The sequence below is a fragment of the Staphylococcus devriesei genome (assembly GCF_002902625.1).
Classification (GTDB): domain Bacteria; phylum Bacillota; class Bacilli; order Staphylococcales; family Staphylococcaceae; genus Staphylococcus; species Staphylococcus devriesei.
The window spans coordinates 38,462-56,917 of the sequence record NZ_PPRG01000009.1 but is presented as its reverse complement, the minus strand read 5'-3'; the positions used below and the strand labels follow the sequence as shown (position 1 = coordinate 56,917).

Genomic DNA, 18,456 nt, shown 5'->3' with positions numbered 1-18,456 from the left:
ATTTCGCACCTATGATATATTTTTTTAAACTTAAAATTTAAGCTATTACTTTATTATAGTATGGAAAAAATTAACTGAATAGTTTAAAATTAAAAGTTATATTTTAGACATAATTTCAAACGTATTTATCTTATAAAAGTATATATTGTGAAAAACTATAAAAATAATTAGTGTTTTTGTTAAGTGTTTTAGTCTTAATTATGATAAGGTTTTCATTGTAAACTAATTTATAGTTTTTAAAGGTATAGTAGGAGGAGTTTTTCGAGATGGAATCTTCAAAACAATTTAGGGGAGATAATAAATTACTTGTAGGTATTATTATAGGAGTACTTACATTTTGGTTGTTTGCCCAATCATTAGTTAATATTGTTCCGACATTACAATCATCTTTTAGCACTAATTTGGGAACAATTAATATCGCGGTCAGTTTAACAGCATTAATCTCAGGCTTATTTATTGTTGGAGCTGGGGATATTGCTGATAAATTTGGTCGCGTGAAAATGACACACGTAGGTTTAGCATTAAGTATTATCGGTTCATTATTATTGATTATCGCACCTTATGCCTGGTTATTAATACTTGGTCGTGCGTTACAAGGTTTTTCTGGCGCATTTATTATGCCGTCAACACTTGCGATTATTAATGAATATTACAAGGGAACTGACAGACAACGTGCTTTAAGTTTCTGGTCAATTGGTTCTTGGGGTGGTAGTGGTATTTGTTCATTATTTGGTGGATTTATGGCCTCAACAATAGGTTGGCAATGGATTTTTATTGTATCTATTGTGCTTTCAATTATCGCCTTTTTCTTAATTAAACATACGCCAGAAACGAAAATAGAACCTAGCAAAAATGAAAAAGATAATCAATCTAAGTTCGATGTAAGTGGTTTAATCTTACTTGTTATCACTTTATTAAGTGTCAATGTAATGGTTACACAAGCTGCTGATCGTGGCTTATTTTCACCATTCATTTTATCTTTAGGCGCTGTGTTTATCATTGCGGGAATATTATTTATTATCCGTGAGATGAAAGCTAAAAATCCTTTAGTTGATTTTCATATTTTCAAAAATAAAGGATATAGTGGCGCTACGCTTTCAAACTTTATGTTAAACGGTGTGGCTGGTGGTACGTTAATCGTTGTTAATACGTATTACCAAAGTCAACTAGGATTTAGTTCATTGCAAGCGGGCTTAATTTCAATTACGTATCTTATTGCCGTTCTTGTAATGATCCGTGCAGGTGAAAAGTTATTACAACAATTAGGCGCTAAGAAACCACTATTAATGGGGAGTGGTTTCACGTTTGTAGGATTGTTATTGCTATCATTAACATTCTTACCAAATATAGCTTACATTGTTTCAAGCATCATCGGCTATTTACTATTTGGTATCGGTTTAGGTATGTATGCAACACCTTCAACAGATACAGCTGTTGCAGAAGCGCCTGACGATAAAGTCGGTGTAGCTTCAGGCTTATATAAAATGGCATCATCATTAGGTAATGCTTTTGGTGTTGTAATGTCTAGTACGATTTATGGCTTCTGTGCTTCATTATTGAATTTACAATTAGGTGGCGCAGCTGGTGTATTATTTAATGCCGGTATCGCCTTAGCTGCATTGATAGTTATTTACTTCTTAGTTCCGAAAAAGTTACAAAATAACTAAGTAGTTTAAAAAGTTATTTGGAATAAGGCTGAGACATTTTTGTATTAATGTCTCAGCCTTTAGTGTTGGCAGCAGTGGTCTGAACTGAAGGTGCGTTCGAACCTCACTTTCTTCATTTCTAGTTAACCTTGCAGGGGTGGGGCGACGAAATCTTTGGAATTACATTAGATTTCTGTCCTAATTACTTTTTCTATCTCGCTTCAATTTTTGAGTTATATAATTATCTTAAAATTAAGAATATTGTGTCTATGATATTGACGGTTATTGAGTAAAGTAGTATTTTAAAAACAACATTTGATAAAGGAGTCATGCCTTATGAAAATAGCTATCGCCGGTTCAGGCGCCTTAGGAAGTGGTTTTGGAGCCATGTTATATCGTCAAGGTTATGATGTGACATTAATAGACGGATGGGAACCACAAACTACGGCCGTAAAAAAGGATGGATTACATATTGATATTAATGGGGAGCAACATCATCTGAACATTCCAATGTATCAAGACACTGAAATCCCTCAAGATGCTCAATTTGATGTGGTCTTTTTATTTACGAAAGCAATGCAATTACAAGATATGTTAGGTCATATTAAACATCATATTCACGAAAATACGATTATGGTATGTACAATGAATGGATTAAAACATGAACGTTATATCGCAAATGTGGTAGATGAAGCTCGAATTGTACGTGGTGTAACTACATGGACAGCTGGTTTAGAGTCACCAGGACAAACACATTTAATGGGTAGTGGCCCAGTTGAAATTGGTGCACTTGTGCCAGAAGGACAAGCCAATGTTGATACAGTATATGAATTATTAGAAAAAGCAGATCTTAAACCTTTAAAAAGCGATAATTTACAGCAATCTATTTGGAAAAAGATTTGCGTTAACGGTACGGCAAATGCGCTATGTACAATCTTAGAATGTCGTTTATCAAACCTTAATGAAAGTGAATATGCGAGAAAGTTAGTGTATAAGCTTACCAACGAAATCGTTCAAGTAGCAACCATTGATGGAGTCCATCTAAATGCGGATGAAGTTTACCATTATCTCATTGATTTAAATGATAAAGTAGGACCTCATTTCCCATCTATGTATCAAGATTTAATTAACAATAACCGTTTAACAGAAATTGACTATATTAATGGTGCAGTAGCTAAATTAGGACTTGAACATGACATATTAGCTCCAGTGAATCAATTCGTAGCTAATATGATTCACGCTAAAGAAGAGCAACGTCAAGCGCAATAATTAAATATCGATGTTTCAATATTCAATCGACCCTTCAAAGTAGATACTCGTTTAACAATACTTTGAAGGGTTTTTATTTATTTTAACAACAGTGAGCGTCTACGTTTAATGCCAAATTGAAAAGTGGTAAGATAATCCACTCAACACTTAATTTTTGGTACAACTGAATTTTAAGATTAATGAAATCGGGTAGAACATCATTAAGTGAAATTAAGGAGTTGTTAGACTATGAATCATTCAACTAAAAGAATAATTGCGACTGGTCTCGTCGGTGGATTATTAAGTGGTGCCGTGAAGATGGGGTGGGAAGCCCTTGTACCACCGAGAACCCCAAAACGCGATGAAGAGCCTCCACCGATGAGGTTACTCAAACAACTAGGTCTTCCTAGCAATATTAAGGATGCGACGTACCACTATAATGGTCATGATATTCCAGTTACAGTAATGGGTGTGCACTATGGATTTTCAATAGCGAACGCTATGGCATATGCTTTATTAGCTGAAAAATATCCAAAAGTTACTGCGTTACATGGTTCGTTATTTGGTATAGCCATCCATATTGCATTTCATGAGTATATACTACCGAAACTTAAACTTACGCCTCCTGTGAAAGATTTACCAACTGAAGAGCGTATGTCTGAGTTGTTCGGTCATATTGTATGGATGAATACCATTGATTTAGTTAGGGATGCTAGAAAATAAGTTTAATTGATATATTCATTTTCAAAAAAAGAGAGATAGAAAGGTGAGTATTAACTATGGCTAAAATATTTATTACTGGTGCAACAGGTTTAATTGGAACACGTTTGACACAACGTCTTATTGAAGAAGGACACGAGGTTGCTGGATTTACGACTTCAGAGAGAGGTAAAGAAAAGTTAGAAGGTCTCAATGCGAAAGCGTATATTGGCGATATTCTAAAAGCAGATACAATCGACGCAGCTATTGGAGATTTCCGTCCAGAAATTATTATTAATCAAATTACTGATTTGAAGAATGTTGATATGGCGGCAAACACAAAAGTTCGTGTTGAAGGTGGTAAAAACTTAACAGATGCTGCTTTAAAATATGATGTGAAGAAAGTTATAGCGCAAAGTATTGGCTTCATGTATGAACCTGGCCAAGGATTAGCAACTGAGGAAACACCTCTAGATTATAATTCTGAAGGAGATAGAAAGATTACAGTAGATGGTGTAGTAGGTCTTGAAAAAGAAACGGCACGTATGGATCAATATGTTATCTTGCGTTTCGGTTGGTTATACGGCCCAGGCACTTGGTATGGTAAAGACGGCATGATTTATAACCAATTTAAAGATGGCGACGTTACATTATCTGATGGCGTAACATCATTTATCCATTTAGATGATGCGGTAGAAGTTTCTATTCAAGCAATGAATTTTGAAAATGGTATTTATAATATAGCAGATGATGAGCCTGTTAAAGGTTCCGATTTCGCAGAATGGTATGCACAAGAAGTAGGTGTAAAACCTAACGTGAATATTACACCAGCTCAAGATTTTGAACGTGGTATTACGAATGATAAGTTCAAAGCACAAGGCGGTAAATTAATTTATAATTCATGGAAAGACGGTATGCATCCGTTAAAATAAATGATTAAAATATTATATTAGATATTAGAAAAAGTTGGGATACCATTTATCGGTTTCCCAACCTTTTCTTATGTGTATTAAATTTGTGGTGGTTGCTCATTAGTGGTATTTGTTACGTCAGTTTTTGATTGAGTGGTTTGTGCGTTTAAGCGCTCGCGACGTTGTTGTTCAATACGTTGTTTCAATTTGTCGCCTGCTAATTTTCCAACTTTAGCATAATGACTGTGGGCGAAATGCATTTGAATAATTAAAAATGTAGCACTGATAGCCCAATATAAACTTAGCGCTGAAGCGGATTGTAATGATGCATAAATAATAAATAAAGGTGATAAAATCATCATCACATAGTATGAGCGACGTTCATTTTTAGGGTAATGAATCGAGTTGACTAAGGGTTGGATAAAATAAAGTAATGCGGCAAGGCAAGTCATTATAATGTCATTATGCATTAAGTTAAACCATAAAAAATGTGGATGTTCCTTAATGCCACCGCTTGTCGGATACTTAATACACGCATATAAACCTAATAAGATTGGAATTTGAATTAGAATAGGCAATGTACCGACTAAGCTTTTGAATGGGTTAATACCATAGTCATTATACTTCTTCATTAATAATTTATTTGCTGCACTTTTTTCCTCTTGTGATGTCGCATGCTTAATTTTATCCTGAATCTTATCAATTTCAGGTTTAACGACCTTAGTTTTCCCACGCATCACGTGAATATTCTTCACCTGAATAAACATTAAAGGCATCAACACTAAGCGGATAACAAATACGATGACAATAATCGCTAAGCCATAATTCTCGTTAAACATGCTTCCGAGAAAATGAAGCAATGTATCCATCGGTTTTACAAATACTGAATAAAAGACACCATGTTGATCTTCTGCATGAGAGTAATCACAACCCGCTAATAATGTGACTACTCCTAATAAGAAGAGGGGGTTTTTATGTTTCATATATAAACTCCTATATACTGAGGTCTTTAATAATCTTAGTCTTTAATACATATAGATTAACATATAAATGTAAATTATTTTGTTTTAATGTTAGCTGTGCTTAATTTTAGGAAAAGAAAAGCAAAACAACTCATAAGGAAAATGATTAAACTTAATAAAGCAACTTTCGCCGATACTGGCAACCAAGACATCATAAAATACCAATCAGAGCCCGAAAGAATAAGTGATGGTAATAAATGAAGTAAACCTAAAATAAGTATAAAGGCGATGCTTAACATGACTATATTTAATTTTACGTTAGGAGATGTCAAAGTAAATTGAAGTTGCGCTATACGTGCAGTATAGCGATAAACAAGACGTAAAACGCTTATAATTAATATCCAAATAATAATCGTTAAGGCTACAATATATGGTTGCCACTGATTGATAAGATGTTGCATGGTAGTAACGTGTTTCCCATTACTCATTTGTATATTTAAATTATGTGCCAGTTGGAACACATTCTTAGAATAGGCATTAGCTAAAACGACAATACCGTAATCTTTTTTAGGATTTAGAATAATATATGATGAATAATTTTCCAGAGTACCGGGATGGTAAACGAGTTTCTCACCAGTACTATGGTCGATAAACCAACCAGTCGCATATTCCGTGGCATTCTTTCCACTTTCTGTTTTCACTTTAGCTTGGTGGGTGGCTTCAACCATCGTATTTAGATAGCTAGGTGGATTCAACTGGAATCGAATCCAAGACTCTAAATCTTTGGTGCCTGCCATCATATAAGCAGAAGAGGTATCGCCAACATTAAATTCGGGACGGCTCACATATGCTTTAGTTCCTTGAATATCATAACCTTGCGCATCTTTAGCTATTTTATTATTACTTTCTTTTGTAGTTACGTGTTTCATATTTAAAGGTTTGAAAATATGATCCTTAATGTAAGAAGCATATGATTCATGAGATACTTCTTGCACAATGAGACCGAGAATATCATAGTTCATGTTCGAGTACTCGAAGTTCTTACCAGGTTTAGCATTCAGATGGCGACCTTTAACACTATTTACAATACCTTCTAAGCTATTATTTGATTGAGTAATCTTATCATTATCAGTAATATCCGCGGGAATACCACTTGTTTGAGCGACAAGTTGATCTACAGTGATACCTTGTTTATGCCCGTTATACGTCATATAAAATCCAGGAATATAATGGCTTACTTTCTCGTTTAATTGGATTTTCCCATCTTTAACTAATTGCATAATGACATAACCGGTAAAAGCTTTAGTATTTGAAGCAATCTCAAAACGTGTTTTCGGTGAAACTTTAATTTTCTTTTTAATATTCGCATAACCATACCCTTTATCAAGAATAACTTTATTGTGTTTCACAATTAATACAGATAAACCAGGTATATGGCCATCGTGCATTTCATTCTTAATCATATGGTCAATATAATTTTGAGATGCTGGACTAAACATCGAATAATTTGGTGTAAGTTTAATAACAATTGAAGTGACAAATATAATAATGACTAATATTGTACCGCTAATAGTTAAATTCTTTTTCATTAAGTTGTATCCTCTATATCCATTTTCATATCGTGGTCCATTTAATATAATATCGTGAATAGTATAGCAATATTTTTTAGAAAGCGTAAGGATATTTATTTATTCATTGCAAACGATGTATTAACAAAACATATATTTAGTAAAATTATTAAAAATATAATGATAAATTTACACTTTAAAGGTAAAAAGATATATTAAATTTAAATGTAATAGCTATACATTTTTCGATAATGGGAGTATATTTTATCCATTAAAACTGAATATAAAAGAGGTAAGGGTTATTATGTTTACTCAATTTAAAAGACTGTTGATTGGTAAGCCTAAACGTAATCGTGATTTAAAAAATGAAAAAATCAGTAACTTTAAGGCTTTAGCAATCTTATCTTCTGATGCGTTGTCTTCCGTGGCGTATGGTCCTGAGCAAATTTTAATTACTTTAGCGGTAGTTGGGGCTGTAGCTTCTTGGTATACATTGCCAATTGCTTGTGCCGTATTAATTTTATTGGCTGCGTTAATTTTATCGTATCGTCAAATTATTTATGCCTATCCTAGAAGTGGCGGTGCATACGTGGTATCGAAGACAAACATTGGCGAAAAATGGGGTTTACTTGCAGGTGGTTCTTTATTAGTTGATTATATTTTAACGGTAGCGGTGAGTATTTCATCAGGTGCTGATGCATTCGTAGCTGCGTTCCCTTCATTATATAATCACAAAGTACTTATTGCGTGTTTATTAGTATTGTTTATTCTAATTATGAATTTACGTGGATTGACTGAGTCAGCAACCGTATTGTCATATCCAGTATATTTATTTATTATCGGGTTAATTATTATGATTCTTGTTGGCGTCTGGAAAGTGGCTACCGGATAAGCTACGCCACATATGCATGCTACAGTAGGTACAGCTGTGCCAGGCGTAACACTATTTTTATTATTAAAAGCATTTTCATCAGGTGCCTCATCTTTAACAGGGGTAGAGGCCATTTCAAATGCCGTAACGAACTTTAAAGATCCTGGGCCTAAAAATGCGGTCAAAACTTTAATAGCTATGGGAAGCATCTTAGCTTTCTTACTAGTAGGTATCGTAGGTTTAGCTTATTGGTACGGTATTATGCCAGAAACTGAAACGACAGTATTGTCACAATTGGCTATGAATATTTTAGGTCATAATGTGGGATATTATTTTGTACAGGTTACTACTGTTATGATTCTTGTACTTGCTGCTAATACAGGATTTACTGCTTTTCCAATGTTAGCTGCAAGTATGGCAAAAGATAAATATATGCCACATATGTTCAGTGTGCGTGGTGACCGATTAGGTTATTCTAATTCGATTATTACGTTAGGTGCATGTGCCATCTTATTAATTATTGTGTTTAAAGGTAAAACTGAAAACTTAATTCCGTTATATGCGGTAGGGGTATTTATTCCATTTACTTTAGCGCAATATGGCATGGTTATTAAATGGATTAAAGGGCGTGAAAAAGGCTGGGCCACAAAACTTATTGCCAATGCAATTGGTGGTACCATTACTTTTATCGTTTTCATGATTTTTTTAATTACTAAATTTAGTCAAGTGTGGCCAATCTTAATCTTTTTACCTTTTGTTGTGTATGTGTTTTTACGTATCAAATGTCACTATAAAGATATTGCTTCACAACTTAGATCGACTGCTATGGTGCAAGATATACCAACGGTCGATAAAAACTTAGCTATTGTGCCAGTAAGTACTATTACATCTTCAATTGATAAATCAGTATATTATGCACAAATGATTGCTGATGATGTCATTGCTGTACATGTGTCGTTTGGAGATGAAGCGGATAAATGTTTTGCGGAAAAATGGGAACGTCATTTCCCAGACGTTCGTCTAGTTATACTACATTCAGAATATCGCAGTGTGATACGTCCAATTTCACGATTCATTGACAAAATAAATAAAAAAGCCAATGATAAAAACTATGTGATTACAGTCGTAGTACCACAGTTTATTACTAAAAAATCTTGGCACAACTTTTTACACAACCAAACAAGCATACGCTTAAAAATGCATTGTTTTATCAAAAAAATGTTATTCTAGCCACAGTACCATTCAAACTTCAGAAATAGATGAATCGTATGGGGCATTTGAGTTAGGCTCAAGCAAGAAGGTTAATAAACTTATGAAATCATTATTAATATAATTTAAGAGAATATAGTAAATGATATAGTATCGCTATAGTTGTAAGATATTTAATTAATAATATATGTTCAACGTAGTAATGTTGGTGAGATTTATAGGGGGAAAGGATGGGCGTCGAGACCGAGGCTCGACCCACGTGAGATCAACAATATGGAGCAGTGACATAAAAAGAGCGTAGAGGTGATTCATGAATGAATCTTCTCTACGCTTATGTTTTAGTGGTTTGCTTCATGGGCTAATACAATTTCGTTATAGTTAATATTCTCACGAAGTTGTGTGGCTACTTCGTTAGTTAATTTATTTCTAGAAATTAATTCATCTAAAAATTTACGTTGAATGTAAAGTGCTTCGAGTTTTACATCTTGTTCTTGTTGGGTCGTTAACTCGTACACTTTTTTATTCTGTTCTCTTTGTTGTTTTCTCGTTTGATTTTGGCGAATTGTACGTGAGAGATTGTGATATTGGTTTATGATTAAACTGACCTCTAGTACATTTGAACTATTTTGTTCATCACGCATTTTCATAATGATATTGTGATTAACCACACGCATAATTTGTTGTACTTTATTGAAGCTATTTTTAAATTCTTCTCTTTGTGTTTGACGTGTTTCTTTTAGATTTTGACGCTCTTGTTTATATTCTTCATGTTTCTCTCTTGCATTATCACGGTATTGTTGTGATGTTGCTCTCTGCTCTTCTTTAATGAAAGCACGTTCCTTTTTATGGGCTTGATGCGCTTCTTTTCTTGAATCTTTACGTGCTTTAAAACGTAAGAAGAGGAGTCTAAAGAAACGAGTGATTTTTTTCAGTAGGGACATTTCACGATAGGACTGACTTAATTCCATTACATTGCGATAATCGGTTAAGTCTTTTTTAGTGATACGCCCTTTTTGAATTAAGCGCTCCAATGTTTCGGTTTCTTCATCTTCAGCAATTTCTTGTAAACGTCGTAATTCTTTCGTGTTTTTATTATCAGGTTCCATATTAATAAGGAATGATAATTCATTAAAGTATTGGTTAAGAATTGGACGATAATCTACGCTAGTATTTTCTTTCATTTTATTTTTAAAGGCATCAAGGACATTCTGAACCATAAATATTTTAGCCGCTTGATAAGACATACCTTTAAAGTTTGACGTTTGTTCAGAAGGTGTGATGAAAGGTAATACAATTTGAGCTAAGATTAAACTTATTAATACCATTAGCGAAGCAATAAACAAGAGATCATTACGATAAATAAATTCTTGGTTATTATTCATCATGAATGGCAAGGTTAGTGCCATTGATAACGAGATTGTACCGTGAATACCACACATCGTCATGATAAAAGCATAATGCTTACGATTAGGCGGGCCAGTATCTTCTTCATCATCTAGGTAAGATTGCATATTTTTCGGATAATAAAAATCTTTAAACCATAAATACACCCAAATAAATCTAAAGATATAAATTGCCAATGCGATTAATAGTGCAGTAGTAACTAGGAATAGGACATTTTGAGGTTCATCTCTTACAATTTCCATAAATACTTCTGGAACTATGTAACCAAGCACTACAAAGACAAAGCCATTTAAAGCATAGCTTAACGTATTCCAAATTTGATTATAGTTCATTTGAATTTCGGTTTGTGCACGTATTAACCGATCTCGTTCTAAGCCGTGAATTAACCCTGCAACTACTACGGCAATGATACCTGAAGCGTGAAATTCTTCTGCAACAAAGTATATTGCAAAGGGTGTTAATAATTGAATAAATGTAAGCGTGTTACCATCTTTTAATCCTTTATTGGCAGTAAGATAGACTCGTAGACTAACTACTAGTGCACCGATAATCGCTCCTACTAAAATACCTAAAATAGTTGAGATGACAAACTGTCCAATAGCATCAAACGCAGAAAAGCTACCAGTCACGAGTGCTGTCACAGCAATTTTAAAAGAAATGATACCTGCCGCATCATTTAATAGTGATTCGCCTTCTAAAATTGACATCGATCCTTTGGGCAAGAGTTTACCTTTAGTAATCGCAGAAACAGCTACAGCATCAGTTGGACAGAGTATCGCAGCGATAGCAAACGCAGCTGGCATAGGTAAGTTAGGCCAAATCCAGTGGATAAAGAAACCGACGCCGATGACGGTAGTAAAGACAAGGCCCATTGCCATCAATATAACAGGTTTACGATATTCAAGAAGCTTGGTACGAGACACGTGCGTTCCTTCAACGAATAATAGTGGGGCGATGACCGCCATCATAAATACCTCTGACTCAAACTCAAAATGAATAGGGATAGGCAAGATAAATAGACAAACACCTAAGGCAATTTGAATAAAGGCAGTAGGAACTACGGGAAACCTGTTATAAATAATAGAACTAATAATTACTGCGAATATAAATAATAAAAATGCTTCTAATAGTTCCATAAATAACTCCTTTGTATAATAAAATTATTATTATTATTTTACCATTATATGAAATACGCTATCAAAACACGAGTACTATTTTATAAAACTATTATTATTTAGACTTACATGGAATGAGTAAATTAAGTGTCCTTGGAAGTATCGTTGTAAAAGAATGAAATATTAAGAGACTCTTAAATGACGAAGAATAACATCATTTAAGAGTCTTTTAGTAAATATAGGAGCAAGAAATTAAAGTTTGATTGTATATTGAGAAACGATTAATGCTATGTGACGTCTTAAAATTTAGTAGTTAATTGAATGACGACCTTGGCTACGTGTCTTTTCAGCCAGAGCTTGAGCATTAGTCTTATATTTTCTATAAAAAATAATTAGGAAAACAAACCAAATCGGTGAAATAAAAATAGCCATTCTTGTATCTTCACTGAAGAATAGGAGAATAAATACAAATGCGAAGAAGGCAAGGACGACATAAGCCATTGCTTGTCCGCCGAATAGTTTAAATTTATTCTTACGGTGTTCTTCAGGATTTTTACGTACATAAATAATATAAGAAATAATTATCATTGCCCAAACGACTAAAAATAGGACAGTAGATAATGTTGTAACGTATATAAATAATTGAATGGCATCTGGAAAGATAAAGTTTAATAATGCTGCGCCTAACAATGTTCCAGATGAGACAAATAGTGATAGATAAGGCACGCTATTATTATTAGTCTTACTTAAAACTTTCGGTCCTAAGCCTTGTTTTGAAAGACCAAACAAAATACGACTGTTTGAATAAATACCGCTATTAGTCGCCGAAGCAGCTGCTGTAAGTACTACAAAGTTAACTAGTCCAGCCGCGAAAGGTAATCCAATTAAACTAAACATTGTTACAAACGGACTGCTATTTGAATCAATTTTATTCCATGGAATGACTGACATAATAACGAGTAAACCACCTACATAGAATAATAGAATACGTATCGGTACATTATTGATTGCTTTAGGAATAACTGTTCTTGGATCTTTTGTTTCTCCGGCAGTAACTCCAATTAATTCAATACCAATAAATGAGTAAACCGCTATTTGAAAGGCCATTAAGAAACCAAATGGCCCATTAGGGAAGACACCACCATGGTTAATTAAGTTACCGAATGAAGCATGTCCATATGATGTTTTAAACGAAAAGAATATCATAACAAGTCCAATGATAATCATTGCAATAATCGTAATGATTTTAATAATAGAGAACCAAAATTCTAACTCCCCAAATAATTTAGCACCTAACATATTAAATGAAATAAGCATAAGTACGATAAAAAGCACGGTAATCCAATGTGGGACTTGTGGGAACCAAAAACTAAAATATTGCCCCATTGCAGTTAAATCTGACATACTTGAAAATATCCAAGAAAGCCAGTAAGTCCAACCGATCACGAAGCCTCCAAAAGGTCCTATATATTCATTGGCGATATCGACAAATGAGTTGAATCGTGTATTACTAAGTAATAATTCCCCAAGTGCTCTCATAAAAGCAAAAAGCACCATACCAATAATCATGTATGTAATAAGAAGGGAAGGTCCTGTTAAAGCAATGGTTTGACCTGAACCTAAGAATAAACCTGTACCAATCGCGCCCCCAATCACGATTAATTGGATGTGTCTATTGTTTAACTCTCTCTCTAACTGTCTAGCCATATACTTCCTCCTTAGAAAGCACGCTAATAAAGTGACGCTTTAGTAGTGTAAACGCTTTCTTTTAATGGTATTCTAATACTCACTTTCAACAAAGAAATAGATTGTTTATAAATTAGCTAAGTTAAAAATGTCTAGGTGTTGAAGTATTCAATTTTTTAGATTTGCAATTTTAATTGTTTACAAAAAATGTAACTTTGCTAAAAGTTATTTTTATTATACTCTTAATTTGTAGAAATACAAACAAATTTCTGAAAATTTAAGAAACAGAATAATTTATAATATATGATAACTATGACATAATGATTAAATTCTAAAGATTAATTGGTAGAGAGGGATAGTGTCATGAAAATTGGAACCATTTCAGATTTGCATATTGATCGTCATCCTAAGTTTGAAGCAAATACATATCTTGAAACTTTGACACGTGTTGTAAAACAAAGACGTATCGATTTATTGTTAATTGGTGGCGATATGTCTAATCATTTTCAACAAAGCTATCAATTTATTGTAGATTTAAAAGAGCGATGCGCTATTCCTATATTCTTTGTGCCTGGTAATCATGATTATTGGACGGGCGAGGGTATGCCTAACTCAACAGAAATATATGATTTTTATGTGAGCAAGCCGGAATGTTTAATTGGTAAACCTTATATCATTAATGATAATTGGGCGATTGTAGGTCATACGGCTTGGTATGATTATAGTTATGCTGATGAAAAGTTTGAAATGACACGTATAGAGCGTGGTAAATTTTATGGTGCTACATGGCAAGATAAGGTAAAAATAGATTGGCAAATGGATGATAGAACATGGTCTAAAATAGCCGCACAACAAACGAAACATGACTTAGAACAAGTGGGCAATAGGCAAGTAATCTTAATGACGCATATTGTTACGCATCCTCAATTTGTAGTGCCCACACCACATCGTATTTTTGATTTTTTTAATGCATTTATAGGTACTAGAGATTTTGATGACTTATATGCAACATTTCCAATTAAATACAGTATTATGGGGCACGTTCATTTTCGTAAATCACTTGTTGAAAAGAACACGACATATTTATGCCCGTGTCTTGGCTATCAACGTCAATGGCGAACGCCTGATATTGAGCAAGAAATGAATCATGCTTTAATAGAAATAGATATTGAATAGTTACGAGAAAGCTGAGACACTAATACTTTGTAATCTAGGGAGCGAGACAGAAATCTAATGTAATTTCAAAGATTTCGTAGTCCCGCCCCGTCAAGGTTGACTAGAGGTGAAGAAAGTACGTTTTTAACGCAACTTCATCTCAGTCAACTACTGCCTAATTGTAGAGTAGGATATATTATCCTTTTTTGCTCATCGTTCGGTTCTGCTCAAATTCTAACCACTTTTGTCCCAACCTCTCTCTCATATTACGGTTGTAAGTAAATACATTTCTTACCAGGTGCATTAAAACTACGTTCTAACTTTTCTTTTTTGATTTTAATTAGTTGAAAACGATTTGGCACAATGGCAGGTAGGATAATTGTTTTGAAAAAGTGACTCCATAATGGATCGATATAATAATAATAGTCATCATCATAGCCGATTAACAACGTGACATGAATATTAGAAACAAGTCGCATTGCACCATTATCAAACTTAAACTTTCTATGAAAAGGCTTGCGCCCTAAGCTTGTATGATACATAATAACAGGCTGGTCTGCGTCAATGACTGCTTCTAAATCTTTTAAGTCAGTACCTGTACCGTCGACAAATCGTTCATTTATTGTTTTTAAATATGGCACATAGGCATCGGGAAAGATAGTTTGATGATACCCTAATTTAATAAGAAGATGATGCCCCACATATCCTTTGTAGGGATTATTTGGATGAGTCGGCCAATATTTCATAATATCAGTAGCATGTATCTTATGATTGTTATATTGTAATAACATCGCTGCCGAGACACCTTCACACCCCATTATCATTGGGATTGGGAATAATTGACTTATTGGTTTAATAGGTAAGATTTTTTTCTTCATTATGCGTTCTCCTTCGTACCCACATAAAGCATTGTGTACGGTCTAGTTAAAGTAAATTTATTATATACCTTGAACGCTATCTCGTATATTATTTTGAACGTTATTTACCAGGAAATATTAAAAAATTCGACTAGAGCAAAAACGAGACTAAGCAATTTCTATTTTGATAGCTCAGCCTCGTTATTTTATAATAATTTATAGTTTTCTTACGGCATGAACGATATAGTTCATGTCATTTTTATGTGTGCTCATTGTTTTAAACATATTAACAAACATTGGACGATTAGATGGTTTGAGAGCATTTTTAATAATATTTAATGTACCTAACAATCCTTCATCGCGAATCATACCACATGGAGTCATTAATGATAATGGTCCCATATTAGACTGAACGTTTGTAAAGCCTGCGTCTTGATAAAGTTGATACCAGTGTTCAGGTTTAAGTGGGGTAACCTTGACGTTTATCGCGTCACTTAATTCACTAACAACAAGTGCTTCCTGTTCTCGATTAACAATAGCGATATCATGCGTTAATAAGACGCCATTTGGTTTGAGTACACGTGAATATTCTTGAAGAACCTTTTCCTTAACTGATAAAGGTAACATTGTTAGCATTGCTTCATTTAATATAATATCAAAACTGTTATCATCAAAAGGTAATGAGGCAGCATTTGCTTGTGTTAAATGAATGTAATCATCTAGTTGATGTTTGGAAATATTTTGTCGGCCCTTTTCTAAAGCAGCATTATTAAGGTCGACGCCTTCTATATGACATTGAAATTTTTGAACCAGTTCAATAGAAGTTGTACACATATTACAACCAACTTCTAATACACGCTTATCTTTTTAAAAATGCCCTTTATCAATGAGCCAATTTGTAGCGACTATGCCTCCAGGACGTAAGCGCTTTTTACCTAATTGAGCTAGAAAAGTATGGCCAGCCATTTTTTTCGCCATATTGAACACCTCTATGGCTGTTAAAATTTGTTAAATAATACATGGTTTTCGAGATGAACGTGTTCATGTGTTTCACGTTCTAAATTCTCAAGTCTTCGATAAACAAGTCTCCAAGTTTGGCAAGCTTCAGCAGGTGGTTGATAGTCGTTCATTAAACGTCGCATCTCTTCAAGTAACGCGCCTGTATGCGTATGATCGTCTACTAAACTTTGGATGATACTATCAGCATTATCTACGGGTTCGCCTTTAGAAATTTTAATTAATTGAGGGAAATCTTGGTCATCTTCTTGAGCCATATGTTCTAACATGCCGTCTCTATATTGACGATATAAATCCTGAAGTTGAAGTAAAAAAGGATGGTTGTCGCCATGGACTTTAGCGACTTTAGTTACATATGGAGAAAGATTTGAAAATTCTTCACGCATAGTTTGGTGATAACGTGATTGGATGTATTGAATTAATGACGGTACGTCAAGATATTTAACGTTAATATTGCCTGTTTGTTGTTGAGGTAAAGCATTAATTTTATCTATTAGTGTCTCAGCATCTACTTTTTTATTTTTAACGGCCTCTTCAATAGAAATATTACCTCCGCAACAGAAGTCTATACCATATTCTCTGAAAATATCTGAACTGAGTGGGTGATCAGTTACAATGTCTGCAACGATGGATTGTTTTGTAATCATAATTATTCCTCCCTTATTTCAGTTTAAGTATACTAAATAATAATGGTTTTCAATTACAAATATTGAAAATGTCATATATTTGTTAAAACTTTATATAAAAATTATAAAAAAGAACCAACATGGAAAATTGAACTATCCCATGTTGGTTCTCTTAAAAGCTATATCTGAAATATAATTTAAGCTGGATTACGATGATTTCTAAAGTAAATCACTTGAAGCGTAATTAAGATAATTGCCGTTAATATAATGACAATCATATATGGCGTTGCATCGTATTGTCCTTTAAGACCGACTAATGGTGAAATAATGCCTCCAAGCATGAATTGGAATAATCCTAATAAGCTTGAAGCATTTCCGCTTCCGCCTGTACGTTCTTCCATAGCCATCGAAAAACCGAGTGGGCCAATTGAGGTTACTGGACAAACGTTTAAGAAGAAAGCAATGAGTAAAATCCATAGAGGGCCATGTGTAGCTAAGGTAATGACGATTAAAATCACGCCGACTACTTGAATTAATGTTAAATAAATAAGTAATTTGAAGCGATTAATGTATTCTACGAGTAACGCAACGATTTGACTAACGACGATTAATCCAATGCCGTTAACGGCAATCATAACGCTATATTGTTGTGGTGTCATATTGTAAACTTTTTGCGTGATGAAAGGTGACGCAGATGAAAAGCTAAATAACATGACGTAAGTCAAACCTTGTAATAACATCGGTATAATGAAACGTGGTTTTTTCAATAGACTACCGAAGTCTTTAAATATAGCTTTAAAGTTTAACGTTGTATGTTCGGCTTTAGTTGTTTTCGGCATGTTGAAAGCTACACCACAAATGACTAAAATACTAATAATAGTTAAGATAATGAAGATAATTCTCCATGAACCTAATGTCAGTGAGGCGCCACCAAGTAATGGCATAATAATAGTTACAATACCGTTAACGACCATAAGTGAGGCAAGAAATTTTGCCAATACATCACCTTTATATCTATCTCCGGCAAATGCTTTAGCCATGACAATAATTCCACCTGCAGTTAAACCTTGAATAAAACGAATGAATAAAAATAAACTTAAACTCGTAATAAAGATTGCACATGCAGATGCTAAGAAAAAGACGCTTAATATGATTAAGGCCATCTGTTTACGGCCGAACGCATCAGATAATGGACCAAATAAAAACTGGCCTAACGCTAAACCAATCATCGCAAATGAGAGTGTAAGTTGTATTTCTGAAGTTGATGATTTAAATTGATGTTGTACTTCTGGCAATGCCGGTAAATACATATCAATAATCATAGGACCAAATGCTGTCATTACACCTAAAACGATTAATAAAAGTAGGGGCAATTTGGTGTTTTGTGTATTTTGCATAATTGTTCTCCTTAAAGTGTATACAATTATATTATATAAGTTTTTATGGCTATATTATATAGGTTTTTGCAGTGTTTGTAATTTA

The 18,456-nt window shown here is 33.8% G+C and carries 12 protein-coding genes and 2 pseudogenes; 6 read left to right on the top strand and 8 right to left on the bottom strand.

Going from position 1 to position 18,456, the window contains the following annotated elements; all coding sequences use genetic code 11:
• Positions 1 to 266 precede the first annotated feature (266 nt).
• From CD147_RS01760 to CD147_RS01745, 4 genes are all read left to right on the top strand, one after another.
• The gene (locus CD147_RS01760; RefSeq protein ID WP_103165729.1) at positions 267 to 1,667 is read left to right on the top strand and encodes an MFS transporter; all 1,401 of its coding nucleotides are present in this window, start codon (positions 267 to 269) and stop codon (positions 1,665 to 1,667) included.
• A 315-nt stretch (positions 1,668 to 1,982) separates the two neighbouring features.
• On the top strand, positions 1,983 to 2,915 hold the full coding sequence (locus tag CD147_RS01755; RefSeq protein ID WP_103165728.1) for a 2-dehydropantoate 2-reductase: 933 nt from the start codon (positions 1,983 to 1,985) through the stop codon (positions 2,913 to 2,915).
• A gap of 228 nt (positions 2,916 to 3,143) precedes the next feature.
• On the top strand, positions 3,144 to 3,617 hold the full coding sequence (locus CD147_RS01750) for a YagU family protein (protein ID WP_103165727.1): 474 nt from the start codon (positions 3,144 to 3,146) through the stop codon (positions 3,615 to 3,617).
• Between the two features lie 56 nt (positions 3,618 to 3,673).
• Positions 3,674 to 4,525, top strand: a complete 852-nt coding sequence (locus CD147_RS01745; protein WP_103165726.1) for an NAD-dependent epimerase/dehydratase family protein — start codon at positions 3,674 to 3,676, stop codon at positions 4,523 to 4,525.
• A gap of 77 nt (positions 4,526 to 4,602) precedes the next feature.
• On the opposite strand, the gene yidC is transcribed toward CD147_RS01745, so the two are convergent.
• Positions 4,603 to 5,487, bottom strand: a complete 885-nt coding sequence (gene yidC / locus CD147_RS01740) for a membrane protein insertase YidC (RefSeq protein WP_103165725.1) — start codon at positions 5,485 to 5,487, stop codon at positions 4,603 to 4,605.
• Positions 5,488 to 5,561: 74 nt separating this feature from the next.
• Positions 5,562 to 7,055, bottom strand: coding sequence for a serine hydrolase domain-containing protein (locus CD147_RS01735; RefSeq protein ID WP_103165724.1), 1,494 nt, complete (start codon positions 7,053 to 7,055; stop codon positions 5,562 to 5,564).
• A gap of 283 nt (positions 7,056 to 7,338) precedes the next feature.
• On the opposite strand from CD147_RS01735, the pseudogene CD147_RS01730 reads away from it, so the two are divergent.
• A pseudogene (locus CD147_RS01730) lies at positions 7,339 to 9,164 on the top strand (APC family permease).
• A 288-nt stretch (positions 9,165 to 9,452) separates the two neighbouring features.
• On the opposite strand, the gene CD147_RS01725 reads toward CD147_RS01730, so the two are convergent.
• Together CD147_RS01725 and CD147_RS01720 are read right to left on the bottom strand one after the other, a co-directional pair.
• A complete protein-coding gene (locus CD147_RS01725) occupies positions 9,453 to 11,654 on the bottom strand; it encodes a cation:proton antiporter (RefSeq protein ID WP_103165723.1) in 2,202 nt (733 codons plus the stop codon).
• A 285-nt stretch (positions 11,655 to 11,939) separates the two neighbouring features.
• Entirely contained in the window at positions 11,940 to 13,340 is a 1,401-nt protein-coding gene (locus tag CD147_RS01720) for an amino acid permease (RefSeq protein WP_103165722.1), read from the bottom strand.
• A 342-nt stretch (positions 13,341 to 13,682) separates the two neighbouring features.
• Here CD147_RS01720 and CD147_RS01715 point away from each other — a divergent pair, with 342 nt between their 5' ends.
• A complete protein-coding gene (locus CD147_RS01715) occupies positions 13,683 to 14,495 on the top strand; it encodes a metallophosphoesterase (RefSeq protein ID WP_103165721.1) in 813 nt (270 codons plus the stop codon).
• A 245-nt stretch (positions 14,496 to 14,740) separates the two neighbouring features.
• Here CD147_RS01715 and CD147_RS01710 read toward each other — a convergent pair whose 3' ends face one another.
• The 4 genes and pseudogenes from CD147_RS01710 to CD147_RS01695 all read right to left on the bottom strand — a co-directional run bounded on the left by CD147_RS01710 (position 14,741) and on the right by CD147_RS01695 (position 18,371).
• Positions 14,741 to 15,352 carry a C39 family peptidase gene (locus tag CD147_RS01710; protein WP_103165720.1) on the bottom strand — a complete coding sequence of 204 codons (612 nt, stop codon included), beginning with the start codon at positions 15,350 to 15,352 and terminating at the stop codon, positions 14,741 to 14,743.
• Between the two features lie 195 nt (positions 15,353 to 15,547).
• A pseudogene (locus tag CD147_RS01705) lies at positions 15,548 to 16,309 on the bottom strand (class I SAM-dependent methyltransferase).
• 20 nt (positions 16,310 to 16,329) lie between these two features.
• Positions 16,330 to 16,995: an iron-sulfur cluster repair di-iron protein ScdA gene (scdA, locus tag CD147_RS01700; RefSeq protein WP_103165719.1), complete on the bottom strand. Its 666-nt coding sequence runs from the start codon at positions 16,993 to 16,995 to the stop codon at positions 16,330 to 16,332.
• A gap of 176 nt (positions 16,996 to 17,171) precedes the next feature.
• Complete coding sequence (locus tag CD147_RS01695; protein WP_103165718.1) at positions 17,172 to 18,371, bottom strand: putative multidrug effflux MFS transporter TcaB; 1,200 nt, start codon at positions 18,369 to 18,371, stop codon at positions 17,172 to 17,174.
• Between the last annotated feature and the right edge of the window lie 85 nt (positions 18,372 to 18,456).

Bases quoted from the DNA above. Each gene is read 5' to 3' on its own strand.
- CD147_RS01760 (WP_103165729.1), top strand. From the start codon at position 267: ATGGAATCTTCAAAACAATTTAGGGGAGATAATAAATTACTTGTAGGT.
- CD147_RS01755 (WP_103165728.1), top strand. From the start codon at position 1,983: ATGAAAATAGCTATCGCCGGTTCAGGCGCCTTAGGAAGTGGTTTTGGA.
- CD147_RS01750 (WP_103165727.1), top strand. From the start codon at position 3,144: ATGAATCATTCAACTAAAAGAATAATTGCGACTGGTCTCGTCGGTGGA.
- CD147_RS01745 (WP_103165726.1), top strand. From the start codon at position 3,674: ATGGCTAAAATATTTATTACTGGTGCAACAGGTTTAATTGGAACACGT.
- yidC (WP_103165725.1), bottom strand. From the start codon at position 5,487: ATGAAACATAAAAACCCCCTCTTCTTATTAGGAGTAGTCACATTATTA.
- CD147_RS01735 (WP_103165724.1), bottom strand. From the start codon at position 7,055: ATGAAAAAGAATTTAACTATTAGCGGTACAATATTAGTCATTATTATA.
- CD147_RS01725 (WP_103165723.1), bottom strand. From the start codon at position 11,654: ATGGAACTATTAGAAGCATTTTTATTATTTATATTCGCAGTAATTATT.
- CD147_RS01720 (WP_103165722.1), bottom strand. From the start codon at position 13,340: ATGGCTAGACAGTTAGAGAGAGAGTTAAACAATAGACACATCCAATTA.
- CD147_RS01715 (WP_103165721.1), top strand. From the start codon at position 13,683: ATGAAAATTGGAACCATTTCAGATTTGCATATTGATCGTCATCCTAAG.
- CD147_RS01710 (WP_103165720.1), bottom strand. From the start codon at position 15,352: ATGAAGAAAAAAATCTTACCTATTAAACCAATAAGTCAATTATTCCCA.
- scdA (WP_103165719.1), bottom strand. From the start codon at position 16,995: ATGATTACAAAACAATCCATCGTTGCAGACATTGTAACTGATCACCCA.
- CD147_RS01695 (WP_103165718.1), bottom strand. From the start codon at position 18,371: ATGCAAAATACACAAAACACCAAATTGCCCCTACTTTTATTAATCGTT.